17 protein-coding genes are annotated in these 17,224 nt (G+C 63.1%); 1 reads left to right on the top strand and 16 read right to left on the bottom strand.

The window, feature by feature from the left end; all coding sequences use genetic code 11:
• Position 1 precedes the first annotated feature (1 nt).
• The 9 genes from AC1RR3_RS13070 to AC1RR3_RS13030 all read right to left on the bottom strand — a co-directional run bounded on the left by AC1RR3_RS13070 (position 2) and on the right by AC1RR3_RS13030 (position 10,367).
• Positions 2–1,618, bottom strand: a complete 1,617-nt coding sequence (locus tag AC1RR3_RS13070; protein ID WP_492823029.1) for an ATP-dependent acyl-CoA ligase — start codon at positions 1,616–1,618, stop codon at positions 2–4.
• Positions 1,619–1,625: 7 nt separating this feature from the next.
• Complete coding sequence (locus AC1RR3_RS13065) at positions 1,626–2,102, bottom strand: aromatic-ring-hydroxylating dioxygenase subunit beta (protein WP_492823027.1); 477 nt, start codon at positions 2,100–2,102, stop codon at positions 1,626–1,628.
• On the bottom strand, positions 2,099–3,439 hold the full coding sequence (locus AC1RR3_RS13060) for an aromatic ring-hydroxylating dioxygenase subunit alpha (RefSeq protein ID WP_492823024.1): 1,341 nt from the start codon (positions 3,437–3,439) through the stop codon (positions 2,099–2,101). The genes AC1RR3_RS13065 and AC1RR3_RS13060 overlap by 4 nt, the downstream gene beginning before the upstream one ends.
• Before the next feature lie 17 nt (positions 3,440–3,456).
• Complete coding sequence (locus AC1RR3_RS13055) at positions 3,457–4,407, bottom strand: PDR/VanB family oxidoreductase (protein WP_492823022.1); 951 nt, start codon at positions 4,405–4,407, stop codon at positions 3,457–3,459.
• 257 nt (positions 4,408–4,664) lie between these two features.
• The gene (locus AC1RR3_RS13050) at positions 4,665–5,813 is read right to left on the bottom strand and encodes an ABC transporter ATP-binding protein (RefSeq protein ID WP_492823020.1); all 1,149 of its coding nucleotides are present in this window, start codon (positions 5,811–5,813) and stop codon (positions 4,665–4,667) included.
• Entirely contained in the window at positions 5,797–6,612 is an 816-nt protein-coding gene (locus AC1RR3_RS13045; RefSeq protein ID WP_492823018.1) for an ABC transporter permease, read from the bottom strand. Before AC1RR3_RS13045 ends, AC1RR3_RS13050 begins: the two co-directional genes overlap by 17 nt.
• Positions 6,609–7,463, bottom strand: coding sequence for an ABC transporter permease (locus AC1RR3_RS13040; RefSeq protein ID WP_492823016.1), 855 nt, complete (start codon positions 7,461–7,463; stop codon positions 6,609–6,611). The genes AC1RR3_RS13045 and AC1RR3_RS13040 overlap by 4 nt, the downstream gene beginning before the upstream one ends.
• A 66-nt stretch (positions 7,464–7,529) precedes the next feature.
• Positions 7,530–8,576, bottom strand: coding sequence for an ABC transporter substrate-binding protein (locus tag AC1RR3_RS13035; RefSeq protein WP_492823014.1), 1,047 nt, complete (start codon positions 8,574–8,576; stop codon positions 7,530–7,532).
• Positions 8,577–8,912: 336 nt separating this feature from the next.
• Positions 8,913–10,367, bottom strand: coding sequence for a 4-hydroxyphenylacetate 3-hydroxylase family protein (locus AC1RR3_RS13030; protein ID WP_492823012.1), 1,455 nt, complete (start codon positions 10,365–10,367; stop codon positions 8,913–8,915).
• 91 nt (positions 10,368–10,458) lie between these two features.
• Between AC1RR3_RS13030 and AC1RR3_RS13025 the strand changes: the two genes are divergently transcribed.
• A complete protein-coding gene (locus AC1RR3_RS13025; RefSeq protein ID WP_492823010.1) occupies positions 10,459–11,406 on the top strand; it encodes a LysR family transcriptional regulator in 948 nt (315 codons plus the stop codon).
• On the opposite strand, the gene AC1RR3_RS13020 is transcribed toward AC1RR3_RS13025, so the two are convergent.
• From AC1RR3_RS13020 to AC1RR3_RS12990, 7 genes are all read right to left on the bottom strand, one after another.
• Positions 11,374–12,303 carry a 2-hydroxyacid dehydrogenase gene (locus AC1RR3_RS13020; RefSeq protein WP_492823008.1) on the bottom strand — a complete coding sequence of 310 codons (930 nt, stop codon included), beginning with the start codon at positions 12,301–12,303 and terminating at the stop codon, positions 11,374–11,376. The genes AC1RR3_RS13025 and AC1RR3_RS13020 overlap by 33 nt on opposite strands.
• Positions 12,300–12,755 (bottom strand): type II 3-dehydroquinate dehydratase, encoded by a 456-nt coding sequence (locus AC1RR3_RS13015; protein ID WP_492823006.1) that lies wholly within the window; start codon positions 12,753–12,755, stop codon positions 12,300–12,302. Before AC1RR3_RS13015 ends, AC1RR3_RS13020 begins: the two co-directional genes overlap by 4 nt.
• A gap of 200 nt (positions 12,756–12,955) precedes the next feature.
• On the bottom strand, positions 12,956–13,951 hold the full coding sequence (locus AC1RR3_RS13010) for a LysR family transcriptional regulator (protein ID WP_492823004.1): 996 nt from the start codon (positions 13,949–13,951) through the stop codon (positions 12,956–12,958).
• 64 nt (positions 13,952–14,015) lie between these two features.
• Entirely contained in the window at positions 14,016–14,696 is a 681-nt protein-coding gene (locus tag AC1RR3_RS13005) for a DUF1028 domain-containing protein (protein WP_492823002.1), read from the bottom strand.
• A gap of 7 nt (positions 14,697–14,703) precedes the next feature.
• Positions 14,704–15,123, bottom strand: coding sequence for a RidA family protein (locus AC1RR3_RS13000; RefSeq protein ID WP_492823000.1), 420 nt, complete (start codon positions 15,121–15,123; stop codon positions 14,704–14,706).
• Positions 15,124–15,156: 33 nt separating this feature from the next.
• The gene (locus AC1RR3_RS12995; protein WP_492822998.1) at positions 15,157–15,663 is read right to left on the bottom strand and encodes a flavin reductase family protein; all 507 of its coding nucleotides are present in this window, start codon (positions 15,661–15,663) and stop codon (positions 15,157–15,159) included.
• 46 nt (positions 15,664–15,709) lie between these two features.
• Positions 15,710–17,224, bottom strand: a complete 1,515-nt coding sequence (locus AC1RR3_RS12990; protein WP_492822996.1) for a 4-hydroxyphenylacetate 3-hydroxylase family protein — start codon at positions 17,222–17,224, stop codon at positions 15,710–15,712.

The following is a 17,224-nucleotide window of genomic DNA, read 5'->3' as shown; positions in this document are numbered from 1 at the left end:
ATCAAACCTGCCGCTTCTTGAGGTCGCGGAGATCAAAGAAAGCTCCATCGCGCATCAGCTTGGCGACAAAATCCTTCAAACCGCCGCGCTGGATTTTCTCGGTTGCGGTCAGCGGCAGGCTGTCGACGAAGCAGATCCAGCCCGGCGCCTTGTAGTAGGCCATCTGCTCCAGGCTCCAGCGGACGATGTCCTCGGCGAGCGCGCGGTCGGCGCCGGCCTCTTCAGTGATGATGACCGCTGCAACCTCGTCGCCGCGCACCTGATCAGGCGTCGCCGCGACCGCGGCCTGCCGGATGGCGGGATGGCGGTTGAGGACGGACTCGACCTCGACTGCGGCGATGTTCTCGCCGGAGCGGCGGATGACGTTCTTCTTGCGATCGACGAAATGGAGATCGCCGTCCGCATCGCGCGACACGATATCGCCGGTGTGCAGCCAGCCGCCGTCCCACGCCTCGGCGGTGGCGGTCGGATTCTTCAGGTACTCGCGGAAGAAGCCGTAGCGCGGGTCCGCGCCCGCCCGCCGCACCAGCAGTTCGCCCGGCATTCCCACCGGCGCGTCATTGCCGCCGTCATCGACGATGCGAACGTCAACCTCCGGCGCCGGGCGGCCGAAGCAAGAGGTGCCGATCTTTCGCGGCTCGACATTGGCGGCGATGACGCCGCCGCTGCCCGTCTCCGTCATCGCCCAGGCCTCCAACAGGGGAAAGCCGAAGCGCTGCTCGAACGGCGCATGCAGCAGCTTGTCGACACCGGCGCCGAAGCCGAAGCGCACACTGTGCGCGCGGTCCTGCTCGGATGGCGGCGCGCTCATCAGCATCGACGGCATCACACCGAGATAATGCAGGCAGGTGGCGCGGCTCTCGCGCACCGATGCCCACCAGCTGCGCGGGTGGAAGCGATCGAGCATGGTCAGGCAGCCACCGACCGACAGCATCGCCATCAGCGACACCGCCATCGCGTTCATGTGGAACAGCGGCAGCGGCGTGATCATGCGCTCAACGTCGGGCTTGAGAGAGATCAGCCCGCCGACGTCGCGATACCAGTTGCCGGAATGCAGGAAATAAGTGTTGGTGAGCACGCAGCCCTTGGGCTGCCCCGTCGTCCCCGACGTATAGAGCAGTGCGCATTCGCTCGCCTCGTTTCCGGCGGTCGAAGGCCGCGCGCCGCCGAAGGGTTCGGGCACGTCGTCACTGTCGGTCACCACCGGGATCGGCCAGCCTGCCTGATGCGCCGCCAGCTCCACCTCGCCGCGCCGCTCGGCGAGCACGAACGCCACATTCATCTCGGAATGCGCGATGATGTATTCGAGTTCGCTAAGCCGCAAATCCGGATTGATCGGCACCACGGAGACGCCGAGCGCATTGAGGGCGAACCACAGCTCGATGAAGACCGGCCGGTTCTGGAGCAGCAGCCCGACCCGGTGACCCTCGCCATAGCCGCGGCTCGCAAAGGCCGACCGCCAGCGTTCGACCCGATCGAGCATCGCGCGGTAAGAGATTTCCCCCGCGGCGATGCCGTAGATGCCTGATGTCTCCGGCAGCACGTTGAGGAAGCCCGCATCGCCGCGGCGCTGCGCGGTTTCATGAAAGCGGGCGTAGACTGTGGTCGCAGCGGTCAAGATCGTCTCACATGAAAAGCTGGATGTTGCCGAACGGCGCGTCGAAATTGACGAGATCGACCCGCTTGAGCTTGATCTTCAGGGCATCGCCGACCTCTGCGAATTCGTGCGAGGCCCATCCCGAGTAACGCTCCAGCAGATCGCCGCGCGTCTCGGTGTAGATATAGGACGTCCGCGCCTTGAACACGCCGGCCTCCGCATCGCAGGCCACGATCCGCGGTGCCTGGAGCAGATGATGGCAGCGGCTCTTCGGCTTCTGGCTGAAGGTCCGCTCGCCGGCCAACCGCTCGGCCCGGACCTTGAGCAGCAGCAGGTCCTCGTACATCAGCGACGGCTGGAGCACCGGATCCTGCTGCTGCCATTCGAGCGGCATCCAGTAACGTCCTTCCGGGTGAAACAGATCGAGCCACGCCTGCCATTGCATCGTGTCGAGCAGCTCGGCTTCCAGATAGATGAGGTCCGTGATGGTCTTCTCGCTGATCATTCCGCGGCCTCGACGCGCTTGTCCATGTCCATGGTCATGAATTTCGCCCAGGCGTGGAACTGGTTTCGCATCTGCCGCTCGGAGGTGCCGTTGATCACGGCCGTGACGTCCTGCTCCTCATGGTTCTCGTAGAGCCGCCGCAGATTGACCCATTGGTTGCCGTTCGACTTCAGCCCTTCCTGGGCCCGTTCGTACATTTCGAGGTCATCGTGGCCGACGATCGAGGTCGGCGCGTTGATGAAGCGGTTATACATCAGCGCCCGCTCGTAGAGCTTGTCGGGTGCACCGACCAGGCGATAGACCCAGCTCTCGACCAGCGTCCTGTCGACCGCGATCGGAATGAAATTGCGCAGGATCTGGACGGCCCCCTTCACCATGATGTTCGGAAAATAGACCGTGTTGTGCCGGACTTCGCCGAGGATCTCGTGCGCTCGCGGCTCGCCATAGGCTGCGACCATCTGATCGAGATAGCCCGGAATATCCTGATAGTTGGAATGGATGGAGTTGGCGACGCCGGTATGGCCGTGGCCGTTCGGCCAGATCCGGATGCCGCTCTGTTCGTAGAACTCATACGGGCTCATGAAGGGACCGTAGAGCTGCACCGCCATCGGCGTCTCCGTGGAGGAGCCTTGCTCGCGCTTCCAGACCTTGACCGCGGTGCCCGCCGAGCTCTCATGCGCCACCATCGGATGACAGGTGTCGGTCTGGTTCTCGACCAGCATCTTCCAATTGCAGGTGTGCATGTAGCGGATCGGCGTCGCCATCACGGCGAGCTTCCCTTCCGGCGAGCGGTCGACCATGTTGTCGATGGTCGAAAGGCTTTCGCCGAAATAATCCTCAAAGGACACGCCGGTATCGCTGAGCCGCGCGAAGATGAAGTCGCGATGGATGACGACGTTCCTGACCTTCGACAGGCCCTCATTGGCCTGGGTGTCGCCGAAGCCGGTGCCCTCATAGCCCTTCTTCAAGGGGATCGCGAGCAGCGAGCCGTCGGTCTTGAACGACCAGGCGTGATAGGGGCAGCGGAAGAACTTTCCGGTGTTGCCGCAGGGTTCGGAAGCAATCTTCACGCCCTTGTGCGGGCAGCGGTTGTAGAACACATGGATGGAGCCGTCGGTGTGGCGGCTCGCCAGCACCGGCTGCCGGCCGATCGTGGCGGTGATGAAATCGCCGGGCTTCGATAGCTGGCTGGCGTGCCCGACATAGATCCAGCTATTCGGAAACAGATGCTCCATCTCGAGCTCGAAGATCTCGGGGTCGACATAGACGTCGCGATGCACCTCGGCCTCGCGCACCAGCGCGGCAATCGCGTGGGCATCCCTTCCGTATTTCGCCATGGCGTCCCTCGCCTCCCTCACAAATCCAGCACCAGACGTTCCGACTTCGCGCGCGACACGCAGATCTGCATGACCTTGTTGGAGGCCTTCTCGTCGTCGCTGAGGATGACGTCGCGATGGTCGGGCACCCCTGCGATCACGCCGCACTGGCAGATGCCGCAATCGCCGCGCTGGCAGTCGTAGAGCACGTCGAGCCCCGCCGCCTCCAGCGCCTGGATGATGGTCTGCCCGGCTGCGACGCCGACGATCTGCCCGGTCGATTTGATCTCGACCTTGAAGGGCATGTCGGGCGAGGATGGCTGCTCCGCCTTGAAAAGCTCGTAGTGAACGCGGTCCACCGGAATGCCCCCGGCGAGTGCGGCCGCCTTGACCGCTTCAATCATGCCCGCCGGACCGCAGACGTAAATATGAGACTCTGCGGCGGCATCGCCGAGCGCCGCCGCGATGTCCAGCCGGGACTCGTCGCTGTCGTAGTGGATGGAGAGCCGCTCGGCGCAAATCTCGTGCAGATGCGGCAGGAACGCCAAGAGTCCCTGGGTGCGACCCGCGTAATGCAGGCGAAACGGCGTTGCGCGGGCGGTGAGCTCTGCCGCCATCGACAGGATCGGCGTGACGCCAATTCCGCCGGCAAACAGCAGCGCGGGCGCGGCTCCCTCATGCAGATGAAAATTGTTCGCCGGCGCACTTGCCTTCACGACATCGCCGACCTTCAGCGCATGCATGAACTGCGAGCCGCCGGTCGAGGCCTCCTCGCGCAGCACCCCGAGCGCCAGCGCACCCTCGGAGAGGCCCGGCAGAGCCATCAGCGAGTACGGCCGGTCGCCTCCATTCGGGAGCGCGACGCGAATATGTGCGCCCGGCTGCCATCGCGGCAAAACGCCCTCCTCCACGCCAAACACAAGGCTCCGTATGAACGGCGTCTCCGCGGCATACGACCTGACCTTGAGCTTGAGCGGATGCGCGTCCATTCAGGCGTCTCGTGAATTATATGAATTTGCATATTTTTAGACATGTAATAATTGCCTGTCAATCGCCCGTACGGGCAGGCACCGGATTGAGGCACCGGATTGCGGTGCGAGGCATACCGTTCGTTACACAGAGGTTAGCGCTGTCCACTCCCTGAGGTTGCCCGCGCACCAGCCGGCCGCCCCAGGAGAACGACGCCCTATGGGCCCGCCTCGAAACCCTTTTGAGAGGATGGACCTGCTGCGCTTCGCCGGCGAAGCTACTCGCTCGCTTCGGGCGGAAACGCCACGACGTCGTCGGAGCCGACCATCAATCCGACCTCGGTGCCGACGGGACAGGACGACAGCGCCGCGATCCCCGGGGCGCGCAACAGGACGGGCTCGCGCGCAACGCCGGCGACGTCGATGTAGAGGTCGATGTGATCGCCCTGAAAGACCTGCGTGGTCACCGTTCCACGCAGCGCCGCCGGCGTGCTTGCCGACGTTACGGCCAGATGCTCCGGCCGGATGAAGACGTCCACGACATCACCCATCGCCGCCTGCGCGAGCGGCGCCGCCGGAACCTCGAGACGCATGTCACCAACGGATACGATGGCCACCTCTCCGCGCCGCTCGACGAGACATCCAGTCAGAACATTCACATCGCCGACGAAGGATGCAACGAAACGATCCGCAGGACGGCGGTAGACGTCGCCAGGCGCGGCAATCTGGCGTATCCGCCCCGCCGACATCACCGCGATGCGGTCCGACATCGATAGCGCCTCGCCCTGGTCGTGGGTCACAAAGATCGTGGTCACGCCGAGCTCGCGCTGGATCTGCTTGAGTTCGACCTGCATCGCTCCGCGCAAATTCTTGTCGAGCGCCGAGAACGGCTCGTCGAGCAGGAGCACCTTCGGCTTGATCACGAGCGCGCGCGCCAGTGCGACGCGCTGCTGCTGGCCGCCCGACAGCTGCCGCGGCTTGCGGTCACCGAATCCGTCCAGCTTCACCAGCGCCAGCGCCTCGTCGACCCGGCGCGCAATCTCCTTCCTGTCGATCCCGCGGGTCTTCAACCCGTAGGCGATATTGTTGGCGACATTCATATGCGGAAACAGCGCATAATTCTGGAAGACGATGCCGATCTCACGCTGATGGGCGGGCGTCTCGGTGACCAGAGCGCCCTCGATGAAGATTTCGCCGCTGTCGGCTTCGAGAAAGCCGGCAACGAGATTGAGCAGCGTGGTCTTTCCGCAGCCGGATGGCCCGAGCAGGGTCATGAACTCACTCGGCTGGATCTTGAGCCAGGCTTCATGAAGGGCCATGGAGTCGCCGAAGCGCTTGGTCACGCCGTCGAGCTGCACCGCTGGCCGGCCTTGCCGGCCCGCCTCGCCGCTCGCGGCTACGCCCATCCGATCAGTGTGCATCAACATTGAGGATCTTCTCGAGACCAAGGAAGGCGTTGGCGAGGCTCAGCAGCAACGCGGTGACGGCGATATAGATCACCGACAGTGCAGCCAGCGTCGGATCGGCAAACTCGCGCACATAATTGTACATCGCAACCGGCAACGTCTGCGTCGCCTGGCTGCTGACGAACAGCGTGGCCGTAAACTCATTGAACGACAGGATCGCGGCAAACAGCCAGCCGCTCACCAGCCCCGGCAGCAGCAGCGGGATCGTCACGGTCAGCAAGATACGGCCCGGTGTCGCGCCGAGGCTGGACGCCGCAAGCTCAAGCCGGCTGTCAAGATTTTCCAGCGAGATGAAGGTGCTGCGCATCACGAATGGCAGCACCAGCAGCACATGGGTCAGGATGACAAGCGGAAAACCGCGCCCCGCGCCGGTCTGCGAGGCCAGGATCAGCACGCCGAGGCCGATGGTGTAATGCGGAATGATCAGAGGCGACAGCAGGATGCTTTCGAGCACCGACTTGAGCACGAAATTATAGCGATGGATCGCGATCGCAAAGGCTGCGCCGACGACCAGCGCAATGCTCGAGGCCCATAACGTCACCGTGAGGCCGTTCCAGAAGCCCCGGCCAAAATCACTGTAGGAGAATGCCCGCCAGAACCAGCGCAGCGACCATGCCTGCGGCGGAAACGCCAGAATTGCACGGTCGTTGAACGCAGTCACGGCAACAACGATGCCGGGCAGCAGCACGAACAGCAGGATCGCGGCGACGAGCACGCGCCCCGACCATCTCAGCGCCATGACGGCGGGGGACCGTTTCATGTCGCGCTCGCCAGTCGTTCAAGCGGCCTCGTCGCCTGCCTCAGCAATGCGATGACGGCCAGGGACAGCGCGAGGCCGATGATCGACAGGCTCGCGGCAAAGGGAAAGTTGAAGGACGAGAAGCCGAGCTGATAGATCAGCGTCGATACCGTGCTGACCCTGCCGCCGCCGATCAATTGCGGCGTCGCGAAGGCGCTGAACGTCCAGGCAAAGGCCGTCGAGAAGCCGGCGACGATGCCCGGCATCGACAATGGCAGCGTGATCGTCAGAAAGACGCGGATCGGTCCCGCGCCGAGGCTCTCCGCCGCCTTCTCGCAATTCCGGTCGATATGCGACAGACCTGCGGCCAGCATGATGACCATGATCGGCATCGTCACATGGACCAGCGCAGCGATCACACCGCCGGCCGTGAACATCATCTGCACCGGACGCTCGACGAGGCCGAGCTTGACCAGCAGCGTGTTCAGGAAGCCGTTATTGCCGAGCACGATCATCCAGGAATAGGTCCGCACCACCTCCCCCAGGAACAACGGCGTCACCGCCGCGATCAGAATGAAAGAGCGCACCGCCGAACTTCTGGTGCGAACTAGCGCATAGGCCAGCGGATAGGCCAGGAACAACGTGAACGCCGCCGTCTCGAAGCAGAGCAGGATCGTATTCCAGAACGCGAGCGCATAGAGCGGCCGGAGCATGGCCGCGAAATTCTGCAACGTGAACCCGCCCACCTCCAGCGAGCCCGGGATATAGGTCCTGATGCTGAACTGAAACACGGCCGCCATCGCGGCCGTCAGCCCCAGCGCGACAAGCCCGGCCGGCGAGACGAACCATCCCAGAAACGGGCGCTTGGTCATGACGACTCCTTGGCGAACTCCGCGCGGGACATTGCGGCCCGGCTTCGGCCGGGCCGCTGCCTTCGCTCAGGGAGCCATCATGTTTTCGGCGAACCATTTCCGCCACTCGGCGGTCTTTTCGGCACGCAGCTTGTGATCGATGATGAGGGTCTGATGTGCCCATTGATCGGGCGTCGTGAACACGCCCGGGAGCGAGGCAACCTCCGGCAGGAGCTTGGCGTTGTCGACCACCGGACTTCCCTTCTTGAGATTGGCGATCTGTGCCTGCACCGCCGGATCGAGTGCGATATTCATGAATTTGTAGGCGAGATCAGCCTTGGCCGTGCCCTTGGTGATGCCCATGGTGTCGACGCCGAGCACCGCGCCTTCCTTGGGAATGACGAGCTTGATCGGAACGCCCTGATCACGCATGTAATAGGCGTTCATCGACAGCACCACCTGCACCGGCGTCTCTCCGGTCGCGAACATCTGCTGGCTGTTGGCGTCGTTGGTGTAGAACGCCTTGTAGTTCGGTTTCAGCGCTTTCAGCTTGTCCTTGCCGGCCTCCCAATGTGCCGCATCGGCACCGGACAATTTTGCGGCAACGGCGATCACGTGGCTGGGATCGAAATCGGGTGACGAGATCATGCCCTTCAGCGCCGGATTCCAAAGCCCCTCCCAGCTGTCGAAGCTGACGCCCTTCGGCAACTGATCCGGCAGATAGCCGATCGTATAGACATAGGCCCAGGCACCGATGTGGTATGGGCTGATCTTGGCCTGTTCCACCAGATGCGCGGCATTGGGGATCTTCGAGAGATCGAGCTTCTCGAATAGATTGTCATTGGCGTAGAGCCAGCCGACATGCGCAGTCGTGAAGGTGATGTCGCTCTCGGGCTTGCCGGCAGCCAGCTTGGCCTGGTTGAGCCGGTCCATCGTGCCGCCCGTGACATACTCGACCTTGACGCCGGTCTCCGCCGTGAACTTCTTCGCGATCGACTCGTCGATCAAATCGCGAAAGCTGCCGCCCCAGGTGCTGACAACGAGCTTCTCCTCAGCTGAGGCAGCGGACGCCCCGCCAGCGATGATGAGCACCGACGACAGCGCCATCACGAAGTGCTTCAGGACATTTTTCATCTCGAACCCTCCCAACAATGTTTGACATCAACGGTCAAGCAAACGGCATGCCATTTCGATCCATAACACATTGAAAATACATGCGAAAAAGCACAAACAGACGCACCGATCCCTCTCCCGAGAGATCAGCGCTGATGTTGTGAAAAGCTGACGGTCAATCAGCCCTGACGCGATCAAATCATCGAAGCCTCAGCGATCATGTCGATCTCCGTCAGCTTGGCGAGACCTCCAGGAGCCAGGCTTGTCACAACGAGAGTCATGCTCCGTCCGTTGATGCCTGTTCGAGCAGCAGTCTGATATGGACCGCGGCAGCATCCACGCGCGCAGCAGGCCAGCTCATTCGCTCTTTCCATCGATGCGGTCCGACAAGCCGGCTGACTTCTTGACGAAATCGAGCGGGCCGGAGAAGTCGAAGCTGTTGTAGACAGCGGCCAGATGATTGAAGTGCGGCGCCTGGGCGAATTGCACGAAGGTCAGACGGTGACCGGCATAGTCCGAATTGAGAAGGTCGCGCGCGAAGGCAAGCAGCTTGCGGCGATCATCGGCCTGCCACTGATCGTTCAGGGAATAGAACTTGTTCAGCCACTCTCCGCTGCCCTTGGCATCGAACGCGCTCACATTGGGCGTGATGCAGATCTGGCCGCCGCACAATTCCCGCGCGATGTGCATCATCGTCGGCAGCTGCGAGCAGGCAAAGACGCGTCCGGCGTAAAGCATCGATTGCTGCGGCATCAACAGCCCGCCGGAGCTCTTCTCGGCCATCGCGATCGACGCGGTGAGATGCGCGTTGATGCCCTCGCGGTAGCAGACGAGATCGGCAAGCTTCTCGCGCACCGATTGCAGTTTTTCGAGGCCGGTCTGCTTGGCATTCCACATCGCCGCCCCGATCATCATGTCGGCGACATAGAGCAGGCGCAGCACGTAAGGAAACGCCGAATAGCGATGCAGCGTCGAGCGCACGAACTGGGCGGCGCGCGTATGGCGATAAAAGAAGACGTCCTCCCAGGGGATCAGAACGTCGTCGAACACGACCAGCGCTTCCACCTCGTCGAAACGGTTGGCGAGCGGATAGTCCTGCGGGTTGCCGCGGCTGGCGAAACCGCTGCGGCAGATGTGCTTGACGCCGGGCGCGCCCATCTTGACGATGCAGCCGACCGCATAGTCCGACAGCTTCTCGGTCGACCATGCGCCGACCGTGGGCTTCAGGTAGGCCTGGTCCGCATAGGCCGCCGCGGTCTCGTATTTGGCGCCGCGGATGACGATGCCAGCGTCGGTCTCGCGCGTGACATGGACCATCATATCGGGGTCCTGCTGCTGCGGCGGCAGCGAACGATCGCCTTTCGGATCGGTGTTGGCGGAGACGTGAAAGACGTCCTTCTCGATCACAGCGCGGATATGACGATCGATATTCGGTGCGAAGCGCGGATCGATCTCGGCCAGCACGTCGCGACCATCGGTCAGCGACCACATCTCACCGATGGTCTCGTCGCCGACCCGCGTAACGACGCCGGAGACATCTTTCATGAAATGATCGAGGGCCTTGATCTTGTCGTGCCAGTCCTTCTGCACCAGCGGAGGCCGGTAGAAGATCGAATGCCGCTCGTTGCCCTCGACATAGGTCAGATCGCCGCTGTAGCGCTCCTCATGCGCCATGTCGTACATGCGCGCCTTGATGTCGATGATCGGCTTCAGCGCCGGGTGCGTGGTGACGTCCTTGACACGCTCACCATCGATCCAGACTTCGCGGCCATCGCGAATGCCCTGCTTGTACTCTTCGCCCGTGCGGATCATCGATCGGCTCCTGTTGCACTGGACGAAAGGGTGCCGGAGCAGCTAGCATAAGGAAAATATAATTATCTTTGGAGATGCATAGGAAAACGCGATGAGGTTCTCTCTCCGCGCCCTTCGGTACATGGTCGAAACGGCCGACGCGGGGAGTGTGAGCGAGGCGGCCAAACGCCTGAACGTCTCGCAGCCCTCGATCTCGGCTGCGCTAAGCCAGATCGAGGCCGAACTCGGCATTCAGGTCTTCGTGCGCCATCTGGCGAAAGGCGTCACGTTGTCTCCGGCCGGCCAGCGTCTCGTCAACGATGCACGATTGTTACTCAACCATGCGCGCGATTTTGCGCAAAGTGCACAGTCCCTCGGCAATACGCTTCATGGCGAGATCGTGGTCGGGAGCTTCCTGACCCTGGCCACGCGCTTCATGCCGGGATTGCTCTCCGGCTTTCGCCAGCGACAGCCCGGCATCTCGGTCAAGCTCGAGGAAGGCAACCAACAGGAAATCATCGACGCCCTGATGTCGGGGCGGACCGAGCTTGCCCTCTCCTATTCGTTCGCCATGCCCGACGACATCGCGGGCGACAAGCTATGCGAGCTGCCGCCCTACATCCTGCTGTCGGCCGACCATCCGCAGGCAAGGCGCTCTGCAATCAGCCTTGGGGAACTGCGCGACGAGCCGTTCATCCTGCTCGACCTGCCGCATTCACGCGACTACTTCTTCGGCCTGTTTGCCGCCGCCGGAATCGAGCCGCGCGTCGCCTTCCGGAGCCGCTCGTTCGAAATGATCCGGGGGCTGATCGGTCATGGCCAGGGCTATTCGATCCACAATGCGGTGCCGCGCACGACCGTTGGCTACGACGGCAGCCGCATCGCCGTGGTCCCGATCGTCGAGCCCTTGCCGCCAACCCACGTCACGGTGCTGCGGCTGAAGCGGCACACGCCGCGTCCGGCGGTACAGAGCTTCGCCGACTACACGCGCGATGCCTTCGCGATCGGCGGCCTGTTCGGGCCGGGATCAATAGCCCCGCCCGGGGTCGACGCGACCTAGCAGCGGCTCGCCGGTCCGGGAACGACGGACATTCTCGCCGATCTGCCGTGCAGCGGACGCCGGCAGCGCGATCGATGCCAGATGCGGTGTGATCAGCACATTGTCCATGGTCCAGAGCGGGCTTTCCGACGGCAACGGTTCGGTTGCGAACACGTCCAGCGTCGCCTCGGCGATATGGCCGGTTCGCAACGCCTCGATCAGCGCCGCCTCGTCGACAATACTGCCGCGCGACACGTTGACGAAGGCAGCTCCCGACCTCATCTGCGCCAGCCTGGCTGCATCCAGCAGCCCGCTTGTCGCTGCGGTCTGCGGCAGCATGCAGACAAGGATATCGCTGCTCGCCAGCACAGCCTCCAGCGCATCAGGGCCGGCCGATGTCTCGATGCCGTCGACCGCCTTCAGCGAGTTCGACCAGCCGCGCACCCGAAAGCCCTGCCGTGCACATTCCATCGCGGCGGTCAGGCCGAGCTCGCCAAGACCGAGCACGCCGACATTGATCGTCTCGGGATCGCGCGGATGGATGTAGTGCCAGCGCCGCTGGCGCTGCGCCCGTTCGAACGTCGGAATACCGCGCGCATGACGCAGCACCGCGAACAGCACGTAGCCCGCCATCATGCGCGCCATCTTCGGATCGGACAGGCGGGTGATCGGCACGTCAGGCAGGTCGGAGCGCCCGACCAGCGCATCGACGCCGGCGCCGAGATTGACGACGAGATCGAGATTGGGAAAGCGCGCGAAAAAACCATGCGGCGGCTTCCAGACCAGCGCGTGCCGGACGCGGCCGACCTCCTCGATATCATCGGCCTGGCGCAATTCGACGTCCTCGGCCGCAAGCGCTGCGCGCCACGCCTCGAAATCATCGTGGGCGCTGTAGAACGCCATCAACTCGGATGTCATTGAGCCGTTCGCTCCGCGATCAGCCGCGAGACGGCCGTCAGGGCCAGCTCGTAGCCGAGCGCGCCAAGACCGGCAACGACACCCGTCGCCGCGCGCGACACATAGGAATGGTGCCGGAACGGCTCGCGCTTCCAGATATTGCTCATATGCGCCTCGATGATCGGCCCCTCGAATGCGAGCAGCGCATCGAGAATCGCAACCGAGGTGTAAGTGAGTCCGGCAGCGTTGATGACGACGCCCGCGGCCTTCTCCCGCGCCTCCTGGATCCAGTCGACGAGGACGCCCTCATGGTTCGACTGACGGAAATCGAGGGTCAGCCCAAGCGTGGCGGCATGATCTTCACAGCGCTTCCTGATCGAGACGAAGCTCTCGCGGCCATAGGTTCCGCTGCGATCCAGGCCGTAGAGATTGGCGTTCGGACCATTGAGGAAATAGATCGTCGGTTTCGTCATGGATGCGTTCACACCTCTGCCCAATACAGTCCGCTCTCGCTTCGACCGGTGACGATGCACGACGCATACCAGTCGGAACTCGCACGGACGCACGAACACTAGCCAGCAGTGCGATCTGGACGAAAATCGAAAAAACCTATGGAGTTCGACGGATTTCGATATGGGCTGCCGGACCTCAAGACCGCGGCGACGTCAGCCGCTCAGTCCGGCGTGCTTTTTTCGGGCCGGCTCTGTTCGCCCTCCACCAGTCCGCGGAAGGTGCGGCGCTCCATGACAGGGGCGACCATACCCGGGATGTAGGCGTCGGAGACGAAACGGCGGCAATGCTGCTCGAACATGTCGACCAGTCGGGATTTCCGTCCCTGCGCCAGGGTCAGCACGCCGATGACCATCGGCCTGTGGTCGCCGGACAACCGAACCCGGGACACACGCCGTCCGTCCAGCGCAATCTCGCAGCGCGGCCGGACGTTCGCCAGCGTATAGCCGTAGCCATTGGCGACCATGGTCCGGATCACGTCCTGATGCGTGGAACGCGACACGATGTTCGGCTCGAGACCTTCCTTGATGAACATGCTGAGGAAGTATTCTCGGCTGATCGGCAGATCCAGCAGGATCAGCGGTTCACGCGCTAGCTCCTGGAGGCTCACGGCGGAGTGGCGCGCCAAAGGACCGGCTTCGCTGACCACCACATGCGGCGGCAGGCTCGCCAGCGGCAGGAACTCGAACTCGTCGGGGATCAGGAGGTCATAGGTGATGGCGACATCGAGCTCCGCGCGCAGCAGGCGCTCCAGCAATTGCTCATGGTCGGCGACCGTCTGGATGATGCGCGATTCCGGATAGGTGGACGTGAACGAGTGCGATAGCTCCGGCATCACCATCGGTGCCAGCGTGACCAGGCTTCCCAGAGACAATTGGCCACGGACGCGCTCTCCCACCTCGGAAGCCACCGAATAGACCTGCTCGGCCTGCTCGATCAGCCGCTTCGCTTCCACCAGAAGAACGCGTCCTGCCGATGTCAGCGACAGTCCTTGCGCGTGCCGGCGCACGAACAGCTGGGTTCCGAGCTCCTCCTCCAGATGCGCGATCGCCGTCGAGATCGAAGGCTGCGAGATGTTCACGCGCTCCGACGCCAGCGTGATGCTCCCGGTCTCCGCTGTAGCGATGAAATACTCGATCTGGCGTAGCGTATATCTCATCAGCTTCTGCTCGGCCCCTGCATCCGATTACACGAAGCCGACTATAGCATGGGTACGCGACAGGTCAGGTCCTGTCGTCGCCGGCGACACCGAAACCGGGCGCGACCGAGGGATTTTTCGCCCGGTCGATGTAGGCGTCGACCTGAGGCTGGTAGACCGACCAGAGCTTCTGAAGTGCCTCGATCGGGCCATCGCTCCAATCGACCCGGAGGTCCACGATCGGCCAGGATACGTCGCGCACCACGCAGAGGCCCGCCGAATGAACGGGACCTGCTTCTCCGCCCTGGGCCATCCCGGCCTCAAGCGCCGACAGCAGCCGCTCGACGAACGGCTTGCCGCCACTGCCCTGGTAAGCCGAGACCATGGCGGCCGGCACCTGCGCATTGGCGAGCATGTTGCCCGCCGCGATCGCGCCCTCGCCGTCATGGGTGGCGTGAATGCCGAGCGTGTTGCTGCCGGAATACGACATGGTCCGTCCCCGAGCATCGACGACCACGAGCTGCCTGTAGGCAATGAACGGCGTCGACGCGACCAGCGCGTCGCAAACCTCGCGCGCACTCAAACCACGCGCCAGCAGGTCGAGACCGATCTGCCCAAGCGCGGGGTCCGTGATGTTCTGGCTCGCGACCGCGCCGACCTTGGCACGCAGATGGACACAGCGCGCCGCGACCGCCGGAGACGAGGACGAGATCACCATTCCGAACATTCCAGTGTCCGGGCAACGCGCCGTCAGGGAGAAGGTCATGCAGCCCTCATCGACCGTCGGGGATGACTGCGGTCACGTCGACCTCGACCAGCCATTCCGGCCGCGCCAGCGCCGACACCACGATTCCGGTCGAGACCGGGAACACCCCCTTGAGGTGCTCTCCGATCGTGCGATAAACCGCTTCGCGATAGCGCGGGTCGGTGATGTAGATCGTGATCTTGCAGATGTCGCCGAGCTCTGCACCCGCCTCGGCCAGCAACGTCCTGACGTTCTTCATCGCCTGCTCGGTCTGGCCGGCGGCATCGCCGATCGCGACATTGACGGCGGTGTCGAGATCCTGGCCGACCTGCCCACGCACGAACACCATGCTGCCCTTGGCGACCACGACCTGGCACAAATCATTGTCCAGTTTCTGCTCGGGGTATGTTTCCTTGGTGTTGAACTTGCGAATACGCTTGTGGGTCATCGACTGGTCCTGATGTCGTGAAGAAAGCAATGATTACGCCTGTGACGCAGCGATCGGATGCGCACGGCCGTAGACGCGATCGGCGTAGATCAAGGCCGCGCCCGAGCCCACCGTCACAGAGCCGACCGCGCCGATGAAGATGTGATGGGTCCCGACGCGTTCGGACGACACGACCCGACAGTCGAACGCTACCACGGACTCGGCGAGGCGCGGCGCGCCGGTCCCGGTCGCGAGCCAGCTCCCATGCGCAAACTTGTCGTCGCCGCCGAACTTGCTGCGGCCACCGAAATGATCGGCGATATCGGCCTGGTCGTCGCGCAGGATATTGATGCAGAACACGCCATTGTCGACGATGGCCGTCGCCGTCTTGCTTTGATGATGGATGCAGACCAGCACCGTCGGTGTGCTGCCGTCGGCAGAGACCGACGACATCGCCGAGACCGTCACGCCGGCGCGTCCCGCCGGACCATCCGTCGTCACGACGTTGACGCAAAATGCGGCCCGGCTCATGCCGTCGAGGAACTGCGTCCGAATGTCCATTTCCGTCTGTTGCACGCTTATGGCTGACACGTCATACCCCTCCCCGCTATTCGGCCGCATCGCGGATCTGTCCGAACCATTGGTTGACGGCGCGATCACCGGTCCGGGCGCCCTTCTCTTTCATGACCTTCTCCGACAGTCCCGCCGATCTGCGCACGAAATCGAGCGGGCCGTCCCAATCGAAATTTCGGTAGACTGCGGCAAGGTGCGCGAATGGCGCCGATTGGGCAAACAGCTGGAACGTCAACCGATGACCCGCATAGTCGGAATTGAGCAGATCACGCGCGAAGGATAACAGCCGGCGCCGGTCATCGGCGACCCAATTCTCGTTGACGGTGTAGAACTTCTCCAGCCACGGGCCGGTCTCGGCATCCTCGAACGCGGCCTTGTCCGGCGTCACGCAGATCTGACCTCCGCACAATTCGCGCGCGACGTGCATCATCTCGTGAAGCTGCGAGCAGGCCAGCACACGCCCGGTGTAGAGCAGCGACTGGTTTGGCATCATCAGGCCGCCGGGGCTGCGCTCGGGCAGCGCGATCGCCGCCGTCAGATGCGCATTGATCCCTTCGCGATAGATCGCAAGCTTCGAGAGCTTCTCCTGCACCGCCTGCTGCCGCTCTAGCCCGGTCTGGCGAACGTTGAACAGCGCCGCGCCGATCAGCATGTCGGCGAGCTTCAGGTTTCGCTGCACGAACGCAAACGCCGAATAGCGATGCAGCGTCGCCCGAATATAGGCCGCCGCCTTGGTGTGCCGATAGAACAGAACGTTGTCCCACGGGATCACGACGTCGTCGAAGATCACCAGCGTATCGACCTCGTCGAACCGGTTCGACAGCGGATAGTCTTCGGCCGGAGCTCTGCCCGCAAAGCCGGTGCGGCAGATGAATTTGAGGCCCGGCGAGTTGAGATCGCAGATAAACCCGACCGCATAATCGGAATAAGCGGCATCGCCCCAATTGGCGATGGTCGGCTTGGTGAAGGCCTGGTTGGCGTAGGCCGCTGCCGTCTCGTACTTGGCGCCCCGCACCACGATGCCGGCATCGGTCTCCCTGACGACATGCAGCAGCATGTCGGGATCCTGGTCCTGCGGAGCCTTCGAGCGGTCGCCCTTGGGGTCGGTGTTCGCCGAGACATGGAACGGATCGGAATGCAGAACTTTGAAGATGTGGTTGCGAATGTTCTTGGAGAATTGCGGATCGACGTCGTTGAGCACGTCCTGCCCATCGAACAATGACCATATTTCGCCGACCGTCTCGTCGCCGACGCGCGTGATGATGCCGCCGACATCCTCCAGGACCGTGTCGGTCGCGCGGCGCTTGTCCCACCAATCCTGCTGACTGAGCGGCAATTTGTTGTTGACCGCGTGAACCTCTCCGTCCTCGCGGTAGGTCATCAGATGCCGCGTCTCCGGGGCATGCTGGAGGTCGTATATCCGGGCCCTGAGATCGACCAGCGGCTTGAACGCCGGATGAATGGTGACATCCTTGATCTTTTCGCCGTTCATATAGACCGCGCGGCTGTCGCGAATGGAGGCTTTGTACTCTTCGCCCGTTCGTATCAT

The sequence above is a fragment of the Bradyrhizobium sp. GW821-FHT13H05 genome (assembly GCF_058804065.1).
The sequence above is the reverse complement of the archived record's forward strand: the minus strand, read 5'-3'. Positions and strand labels throughout refer to the sequence as shown.

What these genes read in the sequence shown, in the direction of transcription:
- AC1RR3_RS13010 (WP_492823004.1), bottom strand. Translation starts at nt 13,951, where the DNA reads ATGAGATATACGCTACGCCAGATCGAGTATTTCATCGCTACAGCGGAG.
- AC1RR3_RS13030 (WP_492823012.1), bottom strand. Translation starts at nt 10,367, where the DNA reads ATGATCCGCACGGGCGAAGAGTACAAGCAGGGCATTCGCGATGGCCGC.
- AC1RR3_RS13015 (WP_492823006.1), bottom strand. Translation starts at nt 12,755, where the DNA reads ATGACGAAACCGACGATCTATTTCCTCAATGGTCCGAACGCCAATCTC.
- AC1RR3_RS13005 (WP_492823002.1), bottom strand. Translation starts at nt 14,696, where the DNA reads ATGACCTTCTCCCTGACGGCGCGTTGCCCGGACACTGGAATGTTCGGA.
- AC1RR3_RS13065 (WP_492823027.1), bottom strand. Translation starts at nt 2,102, where the DNA reads ATGATCAGCGAGAAGACCATCACGGACCTCATCTATCTGGAAGCCGAG.
- AC1RR3_RS13045 (WP_492823018.1), bottom strand. Translation starts at nt 6,612, where the DNA reads ATGAAACGGTCCCCCGCCGTCATGGCGCTGAGATGGTCGGGGCGCGTG.
- AC1RR3_RS13055 (WP_492823022.1), bottom strand. Translation starts at nt 4,407, where the DNA reads ATGGACGCGCATCCGCTCAAGCTCAAGGTCAGGTCGTATGCCGCGGAG.
- AC1RR3_RS13000 (WP_492823000.1), bottom strand. Translation starts at nt 15,123, where the DNA reads ATGACCCACAAGCGTATTCGCAAGTTCAACACCAAGGAAACATACCCC.
- AC1RR3_RS13035 (WP_492823014.1), bottom strand. Translation starts at nt 8,576, where the DNA reads ATGAAAAATGTCCTGAAGCACTTCGTGATGGCGCTGTCGTCGGTGCTC.
- AC1RR3_RS12990 (WP_492822996.1), bottom strand. Translation starts at nt 17,224, where the DNA reads ATGATACGAACGGGCGAAGAGTACAAAGCCTCCATTCGCGACAGCCGC.
- AC1RR3_RS13040 (WP_492823016.1), bottom strand. Translation starts at nt 7,463, where the DNA reads ATGACCAAGCGCCCGTTTCTGGGATGGTTCGTCTCGCCGGCCGGGCTT.
- AC1RR3_RS13020 (WP_492823008.1), bottom strand. Translation starts at nt 12,303, where the DNA reads ATGACATCCGAGTTGATGGCGTTCTACAGCGCCCACGATGATTTCGAG.
- AC1RR3_RS12995 (WP_492822998.1), bottom strand. Translation starts at nt 15,663, where the DNA reads ATGGACATTCGGACGCAGTTCCTCGACGGCATGAGCCGGGCCGCATTT.
- AC1RR3_RS13025 (WP_492823010.1), top strand. Translation starts at nt 10,459, where the DNA reads ATGAGGTTCTCTCTCCGCGCCCTTCGGTACATGGTCGAAACGGCCGAC.
- AC1RR3_RS13050 (WP_492823020.1), bottom strand. Translation starts at nt 5,813, where the DNA reads ATGTTGATGCACACTGATCGGATGGGCGTAGCCGCGAGCGGCGAGGCG.
- AC1RR3_RS13060 (WP_492823024.1), bottom strand. Translation starts at nt 3,439, where the DNA reads ATGGCGAAATACGGAAGGGATGCCCACGCGATTGCCGCGCTGGTGCGC.